The following is a 21,136-nucleotide window of genomic DNA, read 5'->3' as shown; positions in this document are numbered from 1 at the left end:
TTAATTTTCTCCCTTTAACATAGCGGTCATTTCGAGCAATTCGTCAACATCATCACCTACGACAGTAATATGGCCAAGCTTTCGTTGTGGTCTAATTTCAGCTTTACCATAATCATGGAAATGCCACTCCGGATGGTCATTTAATAATTCTCGCGCTAACGTTAAGTCAGTCCCTAATAAATTACGCATCACCGTGGGATGTTCTTGCTTAATTACAGGTATTGGCAAGCCACAAATACTGCGGATATGTGCTTCAAACTGTGAGATGTTACATGCCTCAATCGTGTAGTGACCTGAATTATGTGGTCGAGGAGCCAATTCATTGACAATCAATTCATGATCATTAATAACAAAAAATTCAATACCTAAAATCCCATGGAGATCGAGCTTTTCAGCAATTTTTTCAGCATAAGTTTTTGCTTTCTGACGTAGTATTTCAGGAAATTGATTGGCAGCAATCGTTGTATGTAAAATGTGATTTTTGTGTTGATTCGTCACCAACGGAAAAGTATAAGTTTTTTGGTGCAAGTCTCGTGTTACCATAATCGAAGCTTCTGCTTGAAAATGCTGACGAGCTTCTAGGATACATGGCGCTTGACCATACAATTGCTTAGCAGTGATTAAGTCTGCAGAGTTATTAATATCAAGCTGACCATGGCCATCGTAACCACCACTGACTGTTTTTAAAAGTGCCGGATAACCAATTTTCGCAATAGCTGTTTGTAATGACGCCTCATCATTAACCGCTGCAAACTCTGTTACTGGTACCTGTGCATCTCTTAAAAAATTTTTCTCCCGCAAACGTTGCCCGGTAATATGCAGTAAATTAACACCTTGAGGTAAGGCCGCATATGCTGCTGCTTTTTTTAAAGTTTCTTCAGCGACATTTTCAAATTCATAGGTTAAAACAGCACTACGATGTGCCAATTCCAATAACGCGGCTTCATCATCATAATTTGCTTGTATTTGAAAATCTGCAACCTGGGCAGCCGGTGCATCCGGTGTAGGATCTAAGATGCCAACTTTATATCCCATACTTTTAGCACTTAACGTCATCATTTGACCTAATTGTCCACCACCAACAATACCGATTGTAGCTGGCGGTAAAATCGTTTTAATCAAAACGCGCCTCACTTTCGATAGATTCTTGACGTTGCATCTGTTTGAATGCAACTAATTTTTCTTGCACATCTAATTGTGCGACTGCCAAAATTTGCGCCGCTAAAATAGCCGCATTCTTAGCACCAGCTTCACCGATACTAACCGTTGCTACTGGTGCTCCTGCTGGCATCTGAACAATTGAAAGTAATGAATCTACACCATTCAATGTTCGTGTTTTAATCGGAACACCAATCACCGGTAAGGTTGTATTTGCTGCAATCATCCCTGGCAAATGTGCTGCACCACCAGCACCTGCAATAATTACTTTGTATCCTTGCATGCGAGCATTTTGACCAAATTCCTGTAATTCATTAGGCATACGATGAGCTGATATAACATGTTTTTCGTATGATATACCTAGGTTTTCAAGTTGTTCACACGTTAATTTCATCGTCGACCAATCTGAAATCGATCCCATCAATACTGCAACTTCATTTGTCACCATTATTCCTCACTTTTTAAATTCGTCGTTAACACACCTATTTTTCACTTTCATAATACTTAACTTTATTATTTAAGTCAATGTCTATAATTCGTGTTTATTTCAAAAAAAGGCTTTAAAAAGTTTGGATTTTTAATAAAGTTCGTGTTTTTAAAAATTCGGCACTTTTAGCATTAGATTGGGAACTAGCTACAAAAAAATCGGTAAAATACTGGTATTAAAACCAGCATTTTACCGATGCCTTACTGATAAATATTTTTATTTAAATTCATCATTTATTATCTGAAATTTTTTGGTGTATATTTACCGTCGCTACTGCCGTATCTAATAAATGCTCAATTTGATCTTCATTAGCATCGCCTGGATACTTTGTTTGCAGTTCATCCTCATAAGTATCAAGATACGAATCTTCAAATGCATCTACAGAATCTTCAACAGATGCCGTCTTAAGCAAACCGTCTTTTTGTTCTGCAATAAACTTATCAAGATCATTACTTACACGTTTTGTAACCTCTGCTTGCGATGGCAAGGATACAACCTGACTACTTTCTGTACTATCGCTCTGACTGCTGACAGAATTTTGACTCTGTTTTAGTGAAGCCGCTCTTGAATCACGATAACTTGACTCATATTTATCTTCAGCTTTATCGGTCTGATAATCCGAAACAAAATGGACCCCTAATCCCCCTAAAACAATACCTAATACAAATACAACGATGTACATGATTACTCTTTTCATATATGCCTCCCTTGTACTTGTATTGTAACTGATATCATTGCTCAAAGCGACTATCTAAAAAAAGAGCGAGACAAAAGTTGTTTTGAAGCCGGTGTGTAACGTGATTTGCGCAATTTTTGTCCGTAGCAACGCGAAGGACAGGGATTGCGTAAATTGCGTTACATTGAGGCTTCAGACTTTTGGAACGCGTTTATGCTATAAAACTTTCATGCTGATAATTAATACATTTTTAGCAAAAAAAGTTGGAACAAAAAAATTTGTTCCAACTTTTCTTATACGTAATTAATCTTCTGCAACGAATGGCAAAAGACCCATGATACGAGCACGCTTAATAGCAGTCGTAACTTTACGTTGGTTCTTTGCTGAAGTTCCAGTAACACGACGAGGCAAAATCTTACCACGTTCTGAGATGAAACGTTCCAATAATTCAGTATCTTTGTAATCCACATATTCAATGTGGTTGGCTGCGATAAAGTCAACCTTACGACGGCGACGAGGTCCGCCACCACGACGTTGTTGTGCCATGATTAAATTCCTCCTGATAGAATAATGTCGTTAGACAATGTTGTTTGTTAATAATTTAGAATGGTAGGTCATCATCAGAGATATCAATCTCTTGACCACCACCGAAAGGATCATTTGATGATTGTGAATTAGCTGAGCCACCATTAAACACATTACCACTTGATGCTGGTGCACCAAATGGATTTTGTGATGATGAGGAATTAAAATTCCCCTGACTGCGTTGCTGTCCACCACCAAAATTATTCGTATTATTTGAACCACTCTGAGAACGGCGTGCTTCACTTTCAGCACGACTTTCTAACAATGAGAAGTTATCAACGACGACTTCCGTGACATAAACACGTTGCCCTTGTTGATTTTCATAATTACGAGTTTGAATACGGCCTTCAATACCAACTAACGAACCTTTTGATGTAAAATTAGCAAAATTTTCTGCTGACTTACGCCAAATGACAGCATTAATAAAATCAGTATCACGCTCACCGTTAGCATTTGTAAATTGTCGATTAACGGCAATTGTAAATGAACCAACAGCAGCACCAGAAGTCGTATAACGTAATTCAACATCACGTGTCAAACGACCAACCAGAACAACACGATTTATCATATGGAAAGCCTCCTTTCAAGGTCCTCAGACCTAGCCACTAAATTTATTAAATTAAAGTAACTTATAAAAATTACTCAGCTGATGCTAATTCGCGCTTTACAACCATGTGACGCAAGATGTCTTCTGAAATCTTAGCCAAACGATCAAATTCGTTAATAGCTGCGTCATCTTCTGCAGTAAAGTTAACGATGTGGTAAAGACCCTCACGGTAACCTGCAATTTCATAAGTAAAACGACGTGATGACCAGTCCTTTGACTCAACCACCGTAGCACCATTATCTGACAACACTTTGTCAAAACGCTCAACCAATGCTTTCTTAGCGTCAGCATTCATGTCAGGGCGAATAATGTATGTTAATTCGTATGCCATTATATATTCCTCCTTTTGGTCTATGGCCGACTACCTGCCGGCAAGGAGAGCTATCAATTACTGATAACTCACAAACACTTATGTTACACGATAATAAGGCATTTGGCAAGCCTTAACTATTGATTGTTATGATAATATCTGCAATGTATAGTTCATAAATCGCTCTAAATAAAATGGTTCATCCACTTCAACGGCAACATAGTTATTTTTATGTGAATCACGCAAACGACTCGGATCACCAATTGTGCGACCATCATTGACATCAACCATCATATTCAATGGTAGTAATGTCACCAAATTTGGATCGACTGCCACACCAACAGCCAATGGATCATGTAATGCAGCGCCAGCATGATTAATATCTAAATTATAATAGGCATCGATATAATAATCGAAGATATCGGCAAACACACGACCTTGACGCGTACCTAAGTCACGCCATTGTTGCGTTTCTTTCTTCGTTAGCAATGTTTGTAACGTCACATCCAAGCCAACCATTACCAGATGTTTTGCATGTTTGAAAACATAGTCAGCCGCTGCAGGATCTTGATTAATATTTGCTTCAGTATATGGTGTTACATTACCTGGAACAGTTAATGCCCCACCCATTAAAGTGATATTTCCGATCAAATCAGCTATTTGAGAATCCTTTTGAAAGGCTGCTGCCAAGTTAGTTAGTGGACCAGTTGGTACCACAATTAAATCTTCAGCGTACCGGTGGGCAGATTCAATTAAAAAATCAACTGCTGGCGTCGTTTCTGGCGTCGCCTTAGGATCTGGTAAGACAACATCCCCAATAGCATTTTTACCATGGATATCCATTGATACCTGCATGGTTTCAAAGCTATCAGTTGCTGATGAATGAGCTGCCCCAACAAAAACGGGTACATGCTGCTCATCTAAGAGCTCTAATAATTTCAATGTGTTTTGAGCAGCAGTCTCAACTTGGGTATTTCCAAATGAAGACACCACACCAATTAAATCAGCATCGGGAGTTGCCAGTGCATACGCTAATGCTAATGCATCGTCAACACCAGTATCCAAGTCTAAAATCATCTTTTTTTTGGCCATTTTTTATCCCCTTATAAAAAAACGCTGCTCTAAACTTTGCTAGAACAACGACTTATTTTTCTTACTTAATCAGCTGTACGGTGAAAACGTGTTTTGAACAATGGTGAAACCGCTTTGTTCTCATTGATTCGCTTAATTGCTTCCGCAATCAATTCTGCAGTCGAAACTTGAACCAACTTTGGGAACTTCTTTTCTTCTGGCAAATTAATTGAGTCTGTCACAATAACTTTCTCAAATACGGAATTTTGTAGATTTTCAACAGCCTTACCTGAAAAGACCGCATGCGTTGCAACAACATACACTTCGGAAGCTCCTTCGTCTTTCAACTTTTGTGCCCCTTGTGTGATCGTACCACCAGTATCGATCATATCATCGATCATGATAGCCCGCTTACCCTTAACGTCACCGATAATGTTCATAATTTGTGCAACATTAGCCTTTGGACGACGCTTATCAATAATGGCAATTGGTTCATGTGATCCCAATAACTCTGCTAAAGCTCGTGCACGAGTGACACCACCATGGTCAGGAGATACGACAACGGTATTGTCATCTGCAATACCTGTTGTAATCAAATAGTCAGCTAATAATGGCGCCCCCGTCATATGATCAACCGGAATATCAAAGAATCCTTGGATCTGTGATGCATGCAAATCAAGTGCTAATACTCGAGTTGCACCAACCATTTCAAGCATGTTAGCAACCAACTTTGCTGAAATTGGTTCGCGAGAACGTGCCTTACGGTCTTGGCGTGCATAACCATAGTAAGGCATTACAATGTTAATTGAACGTGCGCTTGCTCGACGCAATGCATCAATCATAATTAACAGTTCCATCAAACTGTCATTAACTGGTGCTGATGTTGGTTGGATAACATATACGTTATCCCCGCGGACAGATTCTTCAATATTAATTTGAATCTCTCCATCACTAAACCGAGCGATATTTATTTTCGATAGTTCCACACCAATAGCGGCAGCAATCTTTTCCGCTAATGGTCGATTGCTACTCAATGAAAATATTTTCAAATGTGGATCCGAATAAGTTGCCATGCTTTCCTCCATAGACACATTCACATGCGTATTCAAGTCTTTAATAATCCCATTGTACAGTTTTTCAACGTATTCTTCAATCTATTATTGACTAACCGGTGTTACAGACAAACTAATTCGATGACTACTTATTAAATTTTTTAAACAAAGGTGTCCGCTGCCAAAAATCAGCTTTAACTGTTTGACGTGCACGAGCAATACCCATTGCATGTTCAGGTACATCATCAGTAATGATTGATCCAGCTGCTACAAAAGACTCATCTGCAATTTCTACTGGACTAATAATTTTAGATCCAGATCCAATAAAGGCCCGATCACCAACATTTGAATGCCATTTATTCATGCCATCATAGTTAACAAATACCGTCCCAGCACCAATATTTACATCAGTCCCAATCGTCGCATCTCCTAGGTAAGACAAGTGACCCATTTTTGAACGAACACCTAATGTTGCCTTTTTTACCTCAACAAAGTTACCCGCATGTGCTTCTCGATCCAAGAATGCTGCTGGACGTAGGTGGGCGAATGGTCCAACCGTTGCTGCCTCACGTACTTCGGCTTCTTCCAGATGACTAGCATCGATTTGAGCGTCATCAGCAACTATGGAGTCAACAATTGTTGACCCTGATGTCAACACAACACGACGCCCAATTTGGGTTTGCCCTTTTAGATAGACATTGGGCTCGATCAACGTGTCCGCACCAATTTGCACATCCACATCAATATAAGTATTGGCTGGATCAATCAAAGTAACGCCAGCTCGCATATGTGCTTCATTAATTCGTTGGCGCATAATTTGGTTTGCTTTGGCTAGTGCAACGCGGTCATTGACACCCATTGACTCACCAAAATCACTAATTTGAAAGGCACCAACAGTTTGACCAGACTCACGCAAAATTTCTAACGTATCTGGGAGGTAATATTCCCCTTGCGCATTATCATTTGTGACATGTTGCAAGCTTTCAAATAGCAGTTGATTATCAAAAACATAGACACCAGTATTAACTTCGTCAACCTTTTTCTCATCATCATTAGCATCTTTTTGCTCAACAATTCGTAATACATTACCTTGTTCGTCACGAATAATTCGACCATAACCAGTGGGATCTGGTGCTTTTGCCGTCAGCACAGTGACGGCATTGTTAGATTGCTCATGATAACTAAATAGATCTTGATAAGTAGTTGCTGTAAACATGGGGGCATCACCTGAAGCAATCAACGTCATACCTTGTTCAGCCGCTAACAAAGGGGCAGCCATTTGAATCGCATGACCTGTCCCCAATTGCTGAGTTTGTACTGCAAACTCAGAAGAATCACCTAAAGCATCTTTCACCTGTTCAGCACCATTACCAATGATGGTAACCGTCTTAGCAACACCTGCTTGCTTTACTGTATCCACCACCAACTGCACCATTGGCTTACCACCAACTTTATGCAGCACCTTTGGTAAATCAGACTTCATTCGTGTCCCTTTTCCTGCTGCTAAAACAATGACAAATCTTTGCATGACTTCCACCTTAATCTAATACTATTTACTTTCTAATTCTTCTTCAAACTTGGTATAAATTTCATCTGCATAATTTCCAGATGTGACGTTAATAATACCATCATCCTTGTTTGTATCAACATGAATCAATGACGTATATTCATCAATCACCCGATGCTCGACCCGACCTTCAGCAACAACGGCAGCACCAACAACTTGACCCTCAAATTCTTTAACCAAAGAGGCCATACCACGAATTGTTCCACCAGCTTTCATAAAATCATCAACGATCAAAACTCGTGACCCCATTGGCAAAGAACGTCGAGATAGTTCAAGCTTTTCTAAGCGTTGTGATTGACCAGTCACATAATTAACGGACATTGTCGGTCCTTCGGTAACCTTTGTATCATTACGTACAATCACAAATGGCACATTCAATTGCTCAGCAACTGCTTGTGCAACAGGCACTCCCTTTGTTGCCGCTGTCATCACGGCATCAATTGGTTCACGCAAATATTGCGTTGCAATCAAACGACCAATGCGTTGCAAGAACCATGGTTGACCCAAAATATCTGAAAGATAGACATAACCACCAGGTAGAACCCGGGTTTCATCATCAATGGCATTAACCAAAGAATCCACAAACTCCTTAGCATCCGCTTTTGTCATGTATGGTGTAAATCGGGCACCACCAGCAGCACCAGGAATGGTCTCCAAAAGACCAATACCACGTTCACGGAAAGTCCGCTTTAAAATAGTCAAGTCTTCTGAAATCGATGACTTGGCACTTTCATATTCTTCAGCAAAATGTGTTAATGAGACTAGAGTACGTGGTCGTTCTAATAGATAACGTGTCATATCTACTAAACGATCGCTTCGACGTGTTTTCATATTTTTATAACCTCGAACGTTCGGTAATTTTTAATTTAATACTAATATTATAACATATTCGTTCATTTTAAGTTTAAAAACACTGATAAAATCCGAAACCAAAGGGCATTTCCTTTAAAAAAATTAAATTTTTTCGGACGTTCGTGTTTTGTAACTTTATTGCCAGCTAATATCTTGGATCACCTGATCAACCGTTGCATGTAACGCTAACTCATTTATTTCAGGATTATCAAAAACGGGTAACATTTCTGCAAATGTGTTTGGCAACTTAAATTGGCCATTCAATAATTGTTCGCGTGTTGTCCAAAATATTTCACCCTCACGCCCTGTTTGAATTTGACCATGATACTGATTTGTTTTATATAAAAAGACAATATAGCGAGCCCCATTTTCTAAAGGCCACTCCTTAATACCAACCATTTTCGGTTCTTCAATGATTAGTCCCGTTTCTTCATATGCTTCGCGATAGACTGATTGTGTCACCGTTTCTCCCACTTCCACATGTCCACCAGGGAAGGTCACGCCGGGCCATATTGGATTCCGTCGATTCTCAACCAAGATTTCATTCGTTTCAGGATTTTCAATCATAATCATATTAGTCAATTCAATTGGTGTATATCTGGACATAATCGCTCCTTATTATTTTTAAAATACCGTTATCATAAACTGAAAAAGCCATCAATCCACCGATTTGAAGTCAGTAGATTGATGACCTTAAACGTGTTCCAAAAGATCGAAACCGTCTTTTGTCTCAATCTCGAAGGATCAACAGCTTATTTAGTTTTACAAAACAAGTTTAACCCTTAAAAATCCACTCGTTACCATCTTTAGCTAGCAATTCATCAGCTGCAACTGGTCCCATTGAGCCTGAGACATAATTAGGGAATGATTCTTTCTTTGCATCCCAAGCAGCTTGAATAGCATCAACGAAGCGCCAAGCAGTGCCAACACCATTCCAATCAGCGAAGTTTGAACCATCACCGTTCATCGCATCATGAATCATACGTTCGTATGGTTCAGGTGTGACCGCCTTATCTTCATCAGAAACTTGCCAATCTAAGTCAATGGTACGTGTTGCAAACGATGACGTAATGTCTTTGGCGTTAATTTTAAACTCAATACCGCCCTTAGGATCAATCAAAATTGATAGAACCGGGTTGTCTAGTGAGACCCCTTCGCCAAAGATGTTCAAGCCCTTCTTAAAGACCACATCAACACGAGTTGACTTTGCAGCTAGACGCTTACCTGAACGAATATAGAATGGTACGCCTTCCCAACGTGGCATATCAAATTGCAACTTACCAGCTACATAAGTATTATTTTGTGAATCTGCTGGTACATCTAATTCATCCAAATATTTCTTTTGTGAACCATCTGCTGATTCACCATACTGACCACGTACAAAGTTAGCAGCTACTTCTTCTGGTGTATTGTAAATCTTCAAAGAATTAAATGCTGCGTTCTTAGCAGCTCGAATTTCCTTATCCGTAAATGATGCTGGCTTTTCCATGGCTAACCAACCAATAACTTGCATCGTGTGATTTTGAATCATATCACGTAATGCACCTGCTGTATCATAATATCCAGCACGTTCCTCAACACCCAAAACTTCTGACAAAGTGACTTGAATGTTTTCGATATAATCTTTGTTCCAAGCAGCATCAAATAGTGGGTTTCCAAAACGGACCGCTGCAATATTTTGCACCATCTCTTTACCAAGATAGTGATCAATACGATAAATTTGGTTTTCATCAAACGCTTCTGATAGTTCATTTTGAAGTGCTTCGGCTGTATCATATGATGAACCAAATGGCTTTTCAATCATCAAACGGTTAAATTCACCGTTCTTAGTTAGCAAATTCTCTGACTTCAAATACTTTGCTACTGTGCCAAAGAAGCGTGGTGCAACTGACATATAGAAAATACGGTTGCCCTTCAAACTATACTTAGCATCCAATTCATTATTTAATGAAAGCATGTCTGCATAGCCCGCTTGATCTGTAATGTCTAACTGAATGTAGTAAAAGTGTGAAATAAATTCTTCAGCATTAGCTTGATCTTCAATAAAGTCAGCAATAGATGTGCGAACTAGTTCACGGAATTCATCTGTTGTTAACTCCTGACGAGCAGTTCCAATAATCGCAAAATGTTCTTGTAAGAAACCTTTCTTAAAAAGGTTATAGGTAGATGGATATAGCTTACGCTTTGCTAAATCTCCAGTCCCACCAAAAAACGTCAACAATGTTGTAATTTCTTTAGGCACGATGAATGCTCCTTTACTAGTTAGTTCTTAAAAACAATTTCTTTAAGTTCATCATTTCATTCACAAGTAATTATAAACTTTTTTTCATATTTTTTCTATAAAAATGTAAATCGCTTACAATTTTAAATTTCACCAAAAAATTGTGTCGCTTTGATTGCATTACGCCAGCCTTGGCGCAAATGTTGTCGTTGTTCCTCAGCCAATCTTGGTTTAAACTGTCGGCCTGCTTGTACATAACGTTGCAAATCAGATAAGTCTTGCCAATAACCAACTGCTAACCCTGCCAAGAAGGCAGCACCAAGGGGCGTTGCATCCTCATCTAATGATCGTTCAATTTCAACATGCGCAATATCCGCCTGAAACTGCATCAGGTATGGATTACGTGAAACAGAACCATCTGCTTTCATTGTGGCTAATTCATAGCCAGAATCTTTCTTCATTGTTGATAGAATGTCAGCTGTTTGATAGGCAATTGATTGCAAAGTTGCCTTCACAAAATCGGCCTTATTTGTGCCTCTTGTCATACCAAAAACAGTCCCCCGTGCATTCGGGTCCCAATAAGGAGCACCTAAACCATTAAAGGCCGGAATGACATAAATTTCATTTTGATTTGTAGACTCTTCTGCTAATGTCCAGGTATCTAATTGGGTTTCAATTAATCCTAAGCGGTCATGTAACCATTGGATGGCTGTTCCAGCAGAGAAAATAGATCCTTCTAGCGCGTACACCGGTTGATCATCAACCTGATAAGCAATGGTCGTTACCAATCGATTGTTTGACATCACTGGCTTTTCGCCCGTATTCATAATCATGAACGCCCCAGCACCATACGTATTTTTTACCATCCCTTTCTCAAGGGCTAGTTGTCCCACCATCGAAGCGTTTTGATCACCAATCACACTAGCAATTGGTACTTGGCCACCAAAGAATGCCATTGGACTAGTTTGTCCAATAACTTCACTACTATTGTGAACTTCAGGTAACATACTTAGCGGAATGTTGAACATAGCTAATAACTCTTCATCCCAAACTTGTGTGTGAATATTATATAGCATCGTGCGGGCAGCATTCGTCGCATCAGTCGCATGAACGGCACCATCTGTCAGCTGCCAAGTTAACCACGTATCAACTGTTCCAAATACCAAGTCACCATTTTCTGCAGCCGCTTGTGCCCCTGGTACTTTATCTAAAATCCAACGAATTTTGGTTGCTGAAAAATAAGCACTCACTGGTAATCCCGTTTTTTGGCGAATCAATTCCGTCTTATTTGCATCATCGGCAATTTCCTGTGCAATATCCTGTGATTGCGTTGATGACCAACTAATTGCATTATAAATTGGTTGCCCTGTTTTACGATGCCAAATAATCGTCGTTTCACGCTGGTTTGCAATCCCCAACGCCTTAATTTCGTCCCCTCGAATACCGGCATTGATCAAAGCATCAGCAACAGCTGTTTGCGTGGCATGCCAAATATCTAACGGACGCTGCTCTAACCAACCAGTGCTGGGTACAACTGGCGTCATTGGAACCGCGACCGATGTCACCCGCCGTGCATTATGATTAAACACAATTGCTCGTGTACCAGTCGTTCCTTGATCGATTGCTAAAATATATTCTGGTTTCTTAATCGCCATTTTTTATTCCCCAATAATTCTGTATAGATTTGAAACTCATCTCCCTTAAGTATACCAATTCCCACGATTTATGCTAAACTTTTCTAAGGATAAAACAGATAAGCATGCGATTTCCACGCATAATACCATATACAAAAGGTACCCCTGAAAGTATATGGTGTCAAAATTTTTATTTGTACTAATTTACACAATCTATGGAGGATTTATGATAACGCAGTCGTCAACAGACGGCGATGTGCTCAAACCGCAGCACATCGAAATTAAAGCAATCGTTTTATACATAACAACATTTTTTCAATCTACTGGCGCCTCACTAATTTGGCCCATCACCACGCTTTATATGCATAACATACTACATCAAAGCATGACCATATCTGGTATGGTTATCATGGGTCTGTCAGTTACGATGATGATTGGTAATTGGTTAGGCGGCCGCCTTTTTGACCACTGGAGTCCATATAAGGCCATGACCCTCTCTGTCGGTGTCGCATTAGCCACTTTACTCATGCTCACATTTTGGCATAGTTGGCCAGTCTTCGCGATTTTTATGCTAATACTTGGCTTTGCCGATGGACTGATTTATACACTATTGAATGCCTACGCCGCAACCATTCAATCTGTCGATACTCGAAAAATTTTTAATTTTCAGTATTTATTCATGAATATCGGTGTCGTTGCTGGCACTGCAATTGTTGGTTTTCTTTTTGATTACGGTGTTAAATATGTGTTTGGTGGTGCATCCATCATGTATCTGGTATTTTTTGCCCTAGTTGTTAAATACTTCAATATAAAAGGGCTAGCCAAACAAAGCGCACGGGCAGCTGCACGAGCTGCTAAAAGTACATTCAAAACGCCAATTGTTATCTATGCCATTTTAGGTCTAGCCTTTGCTTTTTATATGTCATATATTTTATGGGAAACAGTGATTGCAACTCACATGACCGATTTGGGAATGACAACCAAAGATTATTCATTCTTATGGACATTAAACGGTATTATCATCATTTTTGGTCAAGGTCTATTAAATCGTATCATTGTATACCTGCCATTACGATTGACCGTTTTAGGTGGGTCTACTTTATTTGCCATATCCTTTTTAGTCTTAATTCAAGCAAAAACATATCCAATGTTTATTGCTAGTTTTATAATTTTAACCATCGGTGAAATTTTTGCTAGCCCACAAATTCCGGCATGGATTGACAAACTTAGTGATCCAAATGCCAAAGGACATGCCCAAGGATTATTAACAATGATTGTTTCCTTAGGCCGAGCTATCGGCCCACTTTATGGCGGTCTACTAATTGATAGCGGTTCTTATAAAATCCTCTTTGCATCAGTATTTGTTATCATGATGTTCTTTGTCAGCTTGACTTTAATATTAAATACGTTTCATTTAAAAAAATAATTTAGAGCATTTTTAAAGGCCAGCAGTTTACCAATTTCAAATTGGTAGACTGCTGGCCTTTTAAACATGTTCCAAAAGACCGAAGTCTCACTGTAACAACAATTATTCATTTATGATAACCGAATTAACTTTTCGGCATTAATTGCGTAAATGAATCGTTTAGGCATTGGTAGCCCCATTGCTACCAATGCTTGCGCATAGATATTTAATTGTCCAGCATAGCGTTTCGTTAAAATATTCGTTGCTGCCTGTTGAGATACATGATCTGTTTTATAATCAAATAGCCAAATTTCATCATCTACTTGAAAATAACCGTCAATAATTCCATGCACCAACACTTTATCATCACCATCAAATGCACGATATAACCGCTTAGCATCTAATAGCAATGAAAATGGGACTTCTCGTCGTAACGAATCCGCATGTTGAATCATTTGTTTCCCAAGTGGTGAGTCATTAAAGAATCTACCAATTTTAGCAACCGAAATTAATGGTGCAATTTTATCATCAATCAATTTTTCATTCACTAGCTGTTGAATGAGCGCTCTAATGACTGTTTCTGTTGGGAGACCTGTGGTGAGATCAAGGCGCTGCATCACTAAATGAGTTGCAGTTCCAATGGCAGCCGAAGATAATCGAGTCGCAGATTCTTGCATGAAATCTGGCTCAGGTAATTCCTCATCAGTCATACGTAAACCAGCTAGATCATCCGTCACCAAACGCCGGTCCAGCAATTGCCGACCTTCAACCAAATCAGGATCTTCAAATAATCGTTTAATTTCTGATACAGACTGATAGGCCGTTGCTCGTGTCGCAGTTTCATAGGGATACGTAAATTGGAGAACAGAGTGCCAATCAGTATTTTCTTCTGCTGGCATTTCCGTCACATCCTGCGTATATTTCATATCATCGCTAAGTGGCTGATAATTTGCTACACGGTTAATTAGATCCTGCGTGTTAATAACTTCTAGTTCAAATGCAAACGCATTTTTAGGTGCCTTTGTCCGTATCTCATCAAATTGCATGGCATCATTTACATCATAAACACGTAATGGTGCAAATTGTTTTGGTGCTTGGGGATGACGAATCAAGGTCATCCCCAACAAGTCCATAAATGATTTACCGGCGAGACGAATTGTATCTGGTAACATCCACTCTGTTACACCAGCACTTTGTTGCCAAGTTTGCCATAATTTATCGATGTTATCATAAGCACCAACGATAAATAATTGTTGCTCAGCACGGGTTAAAGCAACATACAAGACACGTAATTGTTCAGCATATGCATTTTGCCGTTTCACTTGCGCAATATACTCATGTTGCGGTGTGATTAATTTCAAGTGATGTTGTAAATCAACATAATTCATCCCACCGCCAGCTTGCGCATCGAGAATAATACTTCCTTGCGTTTCCCTTTGACTGATCATTGTACGGGTCGCATTTAATAGAAATACAATTGGAAATTCCAATCCCTTAGAATGATGAATCGTCATTAAGGACACACTGTCCTGCGCCACATTGGCATCTGCTTCACCTAAATCTTTATCATGGCTTTGCAACTGTGTCACGTAATTAATAAACTGATATAAACCAACAAAACTACTCTTTTGATACGCTGCTGCACGATCATATAGTGCATGCAAATTTGCTTGTCGTTGCGCACCTGAAGGCAAACCACCAACATAATCCAACCAACCCGTCCGATTATAGATAGCCCATAATAATGTGACAATTTGATTTTGCACTGCCAAATCACGAAATACTGCTAAATCTGCTAGGAAACGTTGTACTTGTGTGTGCGTATTTTTCACTAATGCTGGTGAAATATCAACAATCGTATTGATTTCTTCGTTACTTGATAAATTCTTGACTGCAGTATAAAAATCTTCTTCTGGTGTTTGTGCACGAATAAGCGCCAAGCCGTTTTCCCCAATATCATACAATGGCGAACGTAATACAGCTACCAATGGAATATCCTGATGCGGATTATCAATTACTTGTAGGAAACTCATAATCACTGAAATTTCAGTGGTTTGGAAATAATTCTCAGTTCCATCAATCATGATAGGAATATTCATTTCACGAAAGATATCTAAGACATCCAAATTTTGTCCCTTCGTTGGTACCAATATGGTCATGTCGCCGTAATTGACGGGTCGTTTCTTTTGCGCTTGACGATCGAAAATTTCAAATTTTGATTGAATCAATTCTTGAATTTTCAATGCTGTCAGTCGAATTTGCCCAGTTGCTTTGGTATAAGGTGCATCGAAAGCTAGTGTGTCCGCTTCATCATCTACTGCTTCCTCAACGGGTGACTCATCTTGATTTGCATCATCTAAATAAAGCAACAATTCTGCCTTTTTGGGTAGTTCCTCAGGATAATAATCTGCACCGGCAACCAGTTCGGCTTCACCAGTATATTCAATGTCTCCTAATGAACGACTCATAGCTTGCGCGAAAATATAATTAATAAAATTCGTCACATTGGGTTGTGAACGGAAATTTTCTTGAAGTGTAATCACCTCACTAATTGCGTCCGACGGGTATGTTGTAAGTTTACCAGCAAATAACGTTGGATCAGCTTGCCGAAATTTATAAATAGATTGCTTAATATCACCAACCTGGAACAGGTTGTCACCCGAAGTAATCTCATGCAAAATCGCTTCCTGTAATTGATTCGTATCCTGGTATTCGTCAACCATAATTTCAGTGTAACGTTCCTGCAATTCAGCCCTTACCTTATCCTGACTAACAATCTGCAAGGCAAAATGCTCTAAATCATTAAAATCCAATACTTTTCGTCGTAATTTTTCAGTTAAGAAGTCTGTGCTAAAGTCTTTCGTTAACCTCACCAAACGATCGATCACCATACCAGCACCTTGAATCGCTAACACCAAACCCGCTTGGTCTAATACAAAATATTTTTCCAGTAGTATTGTAAATTTTTTCTTTAGCGCTTCACGTTCATCTTTAACTCTATCCCAAGCAATTTTTAGTGCAGGATCATGTTTCTTTGTGAAATTTTTGCGTTTCCCCTGCGTATCAACTCCCCAACTCATCAAATCAATGCTTCTGATAGTTTGTTGCACAGTATTCCAATCATTGGCTTCATTTTGTACCAATGTTAATGCCTGTTGATAGGCAGTTTCATCAGCCTGTAAATTTAATAACCGATTAATTGCCGGCGCCTCATCCATCGTATCTGGGGCTTGTGCAACCAACATTGCAGACCTATCAACAATGCCCTGTAATTCTTTTAAAATTTGTGGTTTTAACTGCGCTTGATAAAATTGGCTGCTTGTAAAATCGTCCTGATCAACCTGATATAAATCCGATAAATGATCCAGCCAGTTAACTGTATCTGGACGAGCAGTCGCAAAATCATACAGAGAGAAAGTTGCTTCTTGTAACGCCCTATCATCTGTTGTACTCGTCGTAAATTGCGCTGCGAACGTTGCGAAAGCATGTTGTTCATTATCATTAGCATACTGTTCTTCTAATAAAGTATTGTATACCTCTAACATAACCAAAGTACGTTCTGCATCATCCATCAATCGAAACTGTGGATCTAAGTCAATTGTATAGTGATATTGTTCAATTAACCGTAGCGCAAACGCATGCAAGGTTGAAATATTAGCAATATTTAATAACCGTAGCTGTTTTAAAAGATGTTGTCGCTGTTCACCAACGCTCGCTATAAGTTCTGAACGAATGGCACTTTCTAAACGGTCTTTCATTTCACTGGCGGCTGCTTCCGTAAACGTAACAATCAAAAACTCATTAACATTTTCACCAGCCAATAGTCGCTGCATCACACGCTCAACCAAAACACGGGTTTTCCCAGAACCTGCAGAAGCTGATACCAACACATTACGTCCCTTTGTTTTAATGGCTGCTGATTGAGAATCAGTAAATTTCATTATTTTTGACCCTCCTCTGGTTCCTGATGATGTTTTTGAATAAATCGTGACATTGCCTCTAATGCTGCATTTACCGATAACTTTTCGAGATTGTTATAACGATTACCCATCATGGCATCAAACATCATAATTGGTTTATAAGGTGAATACATTAATCCTGTACTTGCTGCACCATCTCGGAATGGGTATAGCGGAAAAGTTCCTTCTAAAATTCGTTCAGCAATATCTTTGATTTTGTATTCATTGAATTGTAGCAAAGTCTCTAATGTATCATCCGAAACAACATCCGCTGTCTTCTTGAACGAGTTATCTTTTTTCCGATCAATAGCGTATGGTGCAACAATATCGGGTGTACTTTCTAAGCGAGAAATATAGTCGTCATTTGTACGTAAAACACCCCGATAACGACCTTGTTCAATGGCTTGTTTATCAGCTGCCGATTGCAACTGTTGTAATGTATCACCTGTCAAATCATTCATGCTGATCCATGGATTCTGAAGCGTCCAGAATAGCGCACCACCCATTTCACCAGTTGGTAAAACATCTTTATTCATTAACATTGCTGTCCAATAGGTCATCAATTGCAACTCTAGACCGGCATACGCTTTACTATAATCAAACACACGTTTACTTGATTTGTAATCGACAATCGTCAAAAAGTTGCCCGCATTCGTTTCAACTAAATCATAACGATCAACTTTTCCTCGGACTTTAACACGACCAAATGGCATATCATATTCGACTGGTTTTAATTGACTTTGTGGCAGACCAAACCCGGCTTCCACACCAATTGTATAAACTCCACCGTCAAGCAGTTGCCCACGTTTCATACTAATCATCGTCTCATGAACCTGTATAGCCAGTTGTTGCGTCAAGAAACGCATCCGTGATGAACTATTAAAAATATCATATGTTGGATCATCACTTGTCAGAAGTCCTTGTAACATATCCTGTTCTAGATGGTGTAATTGGTCGTCTGTTAATGCTCCTAATACTTGTTGTTTTGTTACCAATGTTTGGAAAAGTTGCTCCAACATGGCATGCATCAAGGTACCTTTTTCAGCAGGCGTTAATTGTAATACTTGTCGTTCCTGTAGTCGCAACCCGTATTGTAAGAAAAATTCGTAAGGGTTACGTGAATAACTTTCTAAACGTGAAATTGATGCCTTTAGGTCATGTCCAAAGAGCGTATTTACTAGTACTGGTTGTAACTTTTCTGGTTCATTTTGATAATGTAAGCTACCCAACAAATGCTGTAATTGATATGGTGCTATTTTTTGTACTTGTTCCATCAAGTTTCGCCAAGCACCGCTCAACTGTCCATCAACCGTCCCACGTTGTTTCGCTTGCCGATTAGCGATAATAATTTGTGCAATCGTACTTGTTGGTGTCCCAACATAATCATCAACGCGATGACTCATTGGATCTGGTAAGGCGTCAAATTGCACTAACGGTAGTTGGAACTGCTTTTGGATACGAGTCACATAGGTTGATGGTTGCTGTGATCCATCCCCATCACTTGTTGCATAAGTCCATATTAACCTTTGGTCCGCTACCATCATTGCACGATACATCAACAAAGACTCTTGGGCCATTTGTTGTTCTGAAGTTTCTTTCAAAAAAACATTATCTGGCAAAGCTGGTTGTAGTATTGCTCGGTCACCATCATGCAAGATTGCTTTAATACGGGTGACAGCTGGTAAATTGTGATTTGTCGCACCGAATACAATAACTGTTTCGTACCCCGTCCGTTGCACAATACCACTCTCAGAAATGTGTACTTGATCCATCGTTGCTGGAATGCCAGCATACTTGGCACTATCAAAAGCAGACGTAAAAACATCTTGGAGCGTCTCCAGTGTCATGACTTCTGAATCAAATACCTGGACAAAATCATCCAAAATGCTAATAAAAACGCGCCAAACTTGTTCCGGTTGTTGTGCAGACCATAAATCACCGTGTTCAATAGCATTATCTCGCCAGTTAATTAGGCGCTTTTGAATGCCGATTTGCGTTATAAAATTATATAATTCACGTGCCATGTCACGAGCAGTTGGTGCTTGCTGCAAACGATGTAAAAATGGTGCAACTATCTGACTAATTTGATCATGAATCATGGCTAACTGCGCATCTTTACCAGCAACACGTTCACGAGTCACCTCATCATCGCTTGTTAATGCTTGACGATCATATTGCCAAGGGGTTTTATCAGTCCACTGCCAACCAGCAACGTTTTTTGCCAACACATAATTCTCAGTTTCCGCAAGGGCTTCACGGTAATCCGCCAATAAGACACCATCTGGTATTAACAATTCCGTTTTTAAGAGACCCATAATATCAGTCATTGTGTATGCTGGGGCTAAATGTAATAGTTTATCCAAAAAGGCAACCAATGGATGTGCTGACATCGATCGGTCCAAATCCATAAACATCGGAATTTCATAACGCGCAAAAACTGCTGGCATGATATTTTCATACTGACCCAAATCACGGGTCATTAGTAAATAATCACGATATCGATGTTTACCGGCAGCGACTTCTTGACGAATCAAACGCGCCATCTGTTCTACTTCCTGGTAACGGGTGTGTGTTTGCCAAATTTCAATTGCCTTATGCGCATCATAAGCATCACGGATAATTCCTTGCTGCTCATATTTAATCCAGAAATCTTCAATAGCTAACATACCTGGGCTCATTTTACGCTGCGTCTCAATTGTATTTGCTATCACGGGTATCTGGTGCATCACCGCAGCATCACGTAATTGTCGCCCAAGAATCTTAGGTCGATAAAATAAATCATTTTCAGAAATTGCTGTTTCCGTCAAACTAGCTGACCCATCATCTGCTGGTAAGGCAATAGTGACACCGCCTGCGTAAGTAATCAATGCTTCAACCAACCCGCGCTCAGGGGATGTCATTTGTGAATAATCATTGATAAAGAAATAATGGTGTGAAATGTCTGTTTTTTCTGTCGCCAGATACACTTTTAACGCCAATAATAAATCGCTACTTAAATACTGACCACGTTGCGCTAATTCATCTTCCAATGACTGACCAATAGTTGCTAAATCATATAACTTCATCTGTAAAGTCTCTTGACTTGTTAATTTATCAGCAATATCTGTCACATCATCCCATGATAAACCAGATTGTTTTAACTCCAATAATTGTGTCGTAAATTGTCCAATAAATCCCTGTTTGGTTAATAAATTACCATACAACTTCAATTCTGTCTTATGTTGTTGTAATAATGTTTGCACCAACATTGTTAATCCGTTTTGTGATAGATTAGCTTGTTGATAAATTGGATCATTTTGCATGTAGTACCATGCTAAACGACTTAATGAAAAAACCGACACATTAGGTACAGCAATCGCCGCACCATGGCGTCCTGATAATGTTGCTAATCTTGTTAGAACATTTATTTCTGTTTCAAATTTGATATGATTTGGGACAATATAAAATACTTGCGCTTGTTCATCTGCCGCTAAAACCTGCTGAACTCGCTGCAATAATGCCAATTCATGATCGGCGCTTGATCGGCCAAATAATAATTCTAACGCCATTTGT

General features: G+C 39.3%; 16 protein-coding genes. 1 reads left to right on the top strand and 15 read right to left on the bottom strand.

Features of this window, described 5'->3' with window-relative positions; translation table 11 throughout:
- From purK to glpK, 13 genes are all read right to left on the bottom strand, one after another.
- Positions 1-1,122 (bottom strand): 5-(carboxyamino)imidazole ribonucleotide synthase, encoded by a 1,122-nt coding sequence (gene purK, locus ACQ4QH_RS01370; RefSeq protein WP_439819008.1) that lies wholly within the window; start codon positions 1,120-1,122, stop codon positions 1-3.
- Complete coding sequence (purE, locus tag ACQ4QH_RS01365; RefSeq protein WP_439819007.1) at positions 1,115-1,606, bottom strand: 5-(carboxyamino)imidazole ribonucleotide mutase; 492 nt, start codon at positions 1,604-1,606, stop codon at positions 1,115-1,117. Before purE ends, purK begins: the two co-directional genes overlap by 8 nt.
- Positions 1,607-1,874: 268 nt before the next feature.
- Positions 1,875-2,342, bottom strand: a complete 468-nt coding sequence (locus ACQ4QH_RS01360; protein ID WP_439819006.1) for a hypothetical protein — start codon at positions 2,340-2,342, stop codon at positions 1,875-1,877.
- 282 nt (positions 2,343-2,624) lie between these two features.
- On the bottom strand, positions 2,625-2,867 hold the full coding sequence (rpsR, locus tag ACQ4QH_RS01355; RefSeq protein ID WP_002828737.1) for a 30S ribosomal protein S18: 243 nt from the start codon (positions 2,865-2,867) through the stop codon (positions 2,625-2,627).
- Positions 2,868-2,922: 55 nt separating this feature from the next.
- Positions 2,923-3,474, bottom strand: coding sequence for a single-stranded DNA-binding protein (gene ssb / locus ACQ4QH_RS01350; RefSeq protein ID WP_002828738.1), 552 nt, complete (start codon positions 3,472-3,474; stop codon positions 2,923-2,925).
- Between the two features lie 70 nt (positions 3,475-3,544).
- Entirely contained in the window at positions 3,545-3,844 is a 300-nt protein-coding gene (rpsF, locus tag ACQ4QH_RS01345; protein WP_002828739.1) for a 30S ribosomal protein S6, read from the bottom strand.
- Between the two features lie 126 nt (positions 3,845-3,970).
- Positions 3,971-4,915, bottom strand: coding sequence for a nucleoside hydrolase (locus ACQ4QH_RS01340; protein WP_439819005.1), 945 nt, complete (start codon positions 4,913-4,915; stop codon positions 3,971-3,973).
- Between the two features lie 65 nt (positions 4,916-4,980).
- Entirely contained in the window at positions 4,981-5,967 is a 987-nt protein-coding gene (locus tag ACQ4QH_RS01335; RefSeq protein ID WP_439819004.1) for a ribose-phosphate diphosphokinase, read from the bottom strand.
- A gap of 124 nt (positions 5,968-6,091) precedes the next feature.
- Complete coding sequence (gene glmU, locus ACQ4QH_RS01330) at positions 6,092-7,474, bottom strand: bifunctional UDP-N-acetylglucosamine diphosphorylase/glucosamine-1-phosphate N-acetyltransferase GlmU (RefSeq protein ID WP_439819003.1); 1,383 nt, start codon at positions 7,472-7,474, stop codon at positions 6,092-6,094.
- A gap of 21 nt (positions 7,475-7,495) precedes the next feature.
- Positions 7,496-8,344 carry a pur operon repressor gene (gene purR, locus ACQ4QH_RS01325; protein ID WP_439819002.1) on the bottom strand — a complete coding sequence of 283 codons (849 nt, stop codon included), beginning with the start codon at positions 8,342-8,344 and terminating at the stop codon, positions 7,496-7,498.
- Between the two features lie 156 nt (positions 8,345-8,500).
- Positions 8,501-8,971 (bottom strand): 8-oxo-dGTP diphosphatase, encoded by a 471-nt coding sequence (locus ACQ4QH_RS01320; RefSeq protein ID WP_439819001.1) that lies wholly within the window; start codon positions 8,969-8,971, stop codon positions 8,501-8,503.
- Positions 8,972-9,140: 169 nt separating this feature from the next.
- Positions 9,141-10,607 (bottom strand): glucose-6-phosphate dehydrogenase, encoded by a 1,467-nt coding sequence (gene zwf, locus ACQ4QH_RS01315; RefSeq protein ID WP_439819000.1) that lies wholly within the window; start codon positions 10,605-10,607, stop codon positions 9,141-9,143.
- Between the two features lie 122 nt (positions 10,608-10,729).
- Positions 10,730-12,241, bottom strand: coding sequence for a glycerol kinase GlpK (glpK, locus tag ACQ4QH_RS01310; protein WP_439818999.1), 1,512 nt, complete (start codon positions 12,239-12,241; stop codon positions 10,730-10,732).
- A 205-nt stretch (positions 12,242-12,446) separates the two neighbouring features.
- Between glpK and ACQ4QH_RS01305 the strand changes: the two genes are divergently transcribed.
- A complete protein-coding gene (locus tag ACQ4QH_RS01305) occupies positions 12,447-13,646 on the top strand; it encodes an MFS transporter (RefSeq protein WP_439818998.1) in 1,200 nt (399 codons plus the stop codon).
- Between the two features lie 110 nt (positions 13,647-13,756).
- On the opposite strand, the gene addA is transcribed toward ACQ4QH_RS01305, so the two are convergent.
- Together addA and ACQ4QH_RS01295 are read right to left on the bottom strand one after the other, a co-directional pair.
- The gene (gene addA, locus ACQ4QH_RS01300) at positions 13,757-17,566 is read right to left on the bottom strand and encodes a helicase-exonuclease AddAB subunit AddA (protein ID WP_439818997.1); all 3,810 of its coding nucleotides are present in this window, start codon (positions 17,564-17,566) and stop codon (positions 13,757-13,759) included.
- On the bottom strand, positions 17,566-21,132 hold the full coding sequence (locus tag ACQ4QH_RS01295) for a PD-(D/E)XK nuclease family protein (protein ID WP_439818996.1): 3,567 nt from the start codon (positions 21,130-21,132) through the stop codon (positions 17,566-17,568). Before ACQ4QH_RS01295 ends, addA begins: the two co-directional genes overlap by 1 nt.
- Between the last annotated feature and the right edge of the window lie 4 nt (positions 21,133-21,136).

This window comes from Weissella paramesenteroides (genome assembly GCF_051903945.1).
In the GTDB taxonomy this organism is placed as follows: Bacteria; Bacillota; Bacilli; order Lactobacillales; family Lactobacillaceae; genus Weissella; species Weissella paramesenteroides_A.
The sequence above is the reverse complement of the archived record's forward strand: the minus strand, read 5'-3'. Positions and strand labels throughout refer to the sequence as shown.

What these genes read in the sequence shown, in the direction of transcription:
- purE (WP_439819007.1), bottom strand. Translation starts at nt 1,606, where the DNA reads ATGGTGACAAATGAAGTTGCAGTATTGATGGGATCGATTTCAGATTGG.
- ACQ4QH_RS01360 (WP_439819006.1), bottom strand. Translation starts at nt 2,342, where the DNA reads ATGAAAAGAGTAATCATGTACATCGTTGTATTTGTATTAGGTATTGTT.
- rpsR (WP_002828737.1), bottom strand. Translation starts at nt 2,867, where the DNA reads ATGGCACAACAACGTCGTGGTGGCGGACCTCGTCGCCGTCGTAAGGTT.
- ssb (WP_002828738.1), bottom strand. Translation starts at nt 3,474, where the DNA reads ATGATAAATCGTGTTGTTCTGGTTGGTCGTTTGACACGTGATGTTGAA.
- rpsF (WP_002828739.1), bottom strand. Translation starts at nt 3,844, where the DNA reads ATGGCATACGAATTAACATACATTATTCGCCCTGACATGAATGCTGAC.
- ACQ4QH_RS01340 (WP_439819005.1), bottom strand. Translation starts at nt 4,915, where the DNA reads ATGGCCAAAAAAAAGATGATTTTAGACTTGGATACTGGTGTTGACGAT.
- ACQ4QH_RS01335 (WP_439819004.1), bottom strand. Translation starts at nt 5,967, where the DNA reads ATGGCAACTTATTCGGATCCACATTTGAAAATATTTTCATTGAGTAGC.
- glmU (WP_439819003.1), bottom strand. Translation starts at nt 7,474, where the DNA reads ATGCAAAGATTTGTCATTGTTTTAGCAGCAGGAAAAGGGACACGAATG.
- purR (WP_439819002.1), bottom strand. Translation starts at nt 8,344, where the DNA reads ATGAAAACACGTCGAAGCGATCGTTTAGTAGATATGACACGTTATCTA.
- ACQ4QH_RS01320 (WP_439819001.1), bottom strand. Translation starts at nt 8,971, where the DNA reads ATGTCCAGATATACACCAATTGAATTGACTAATATGATTATGATTGAA.
- glpK (WP_439818999.1), bottom strand. Translation starts at nt 12,241, where the DNA reads ATGGCGATTAAGAAACCAGAATATATTTTAGCAATCGATCAAGGAACG.
- ACQ4QH_RS01305 (WP_439818998.1), top strand. Translation starts at nt 12,447, where the DNA reads ATGATAACGCAGTCGTCAACAGACGGCGATGTGCTCAAACCGCAGCAC.
- addA (WP_439818997.1), bottom strand. Translation starts at nt 17,566, where the DNA reads ATGAAATTTACTGATTCTCAATCAGCAGCCATTAAAACAAAGGGACGT.
- ACQ4QH_RS01295 (WP_439818996.1), bottom strand. Translation starts at nt 21,132, where the DNA reads ATGGCGTTAGAATTATTATTTGGCCGATCAAGCGCCGATCATGAATTG.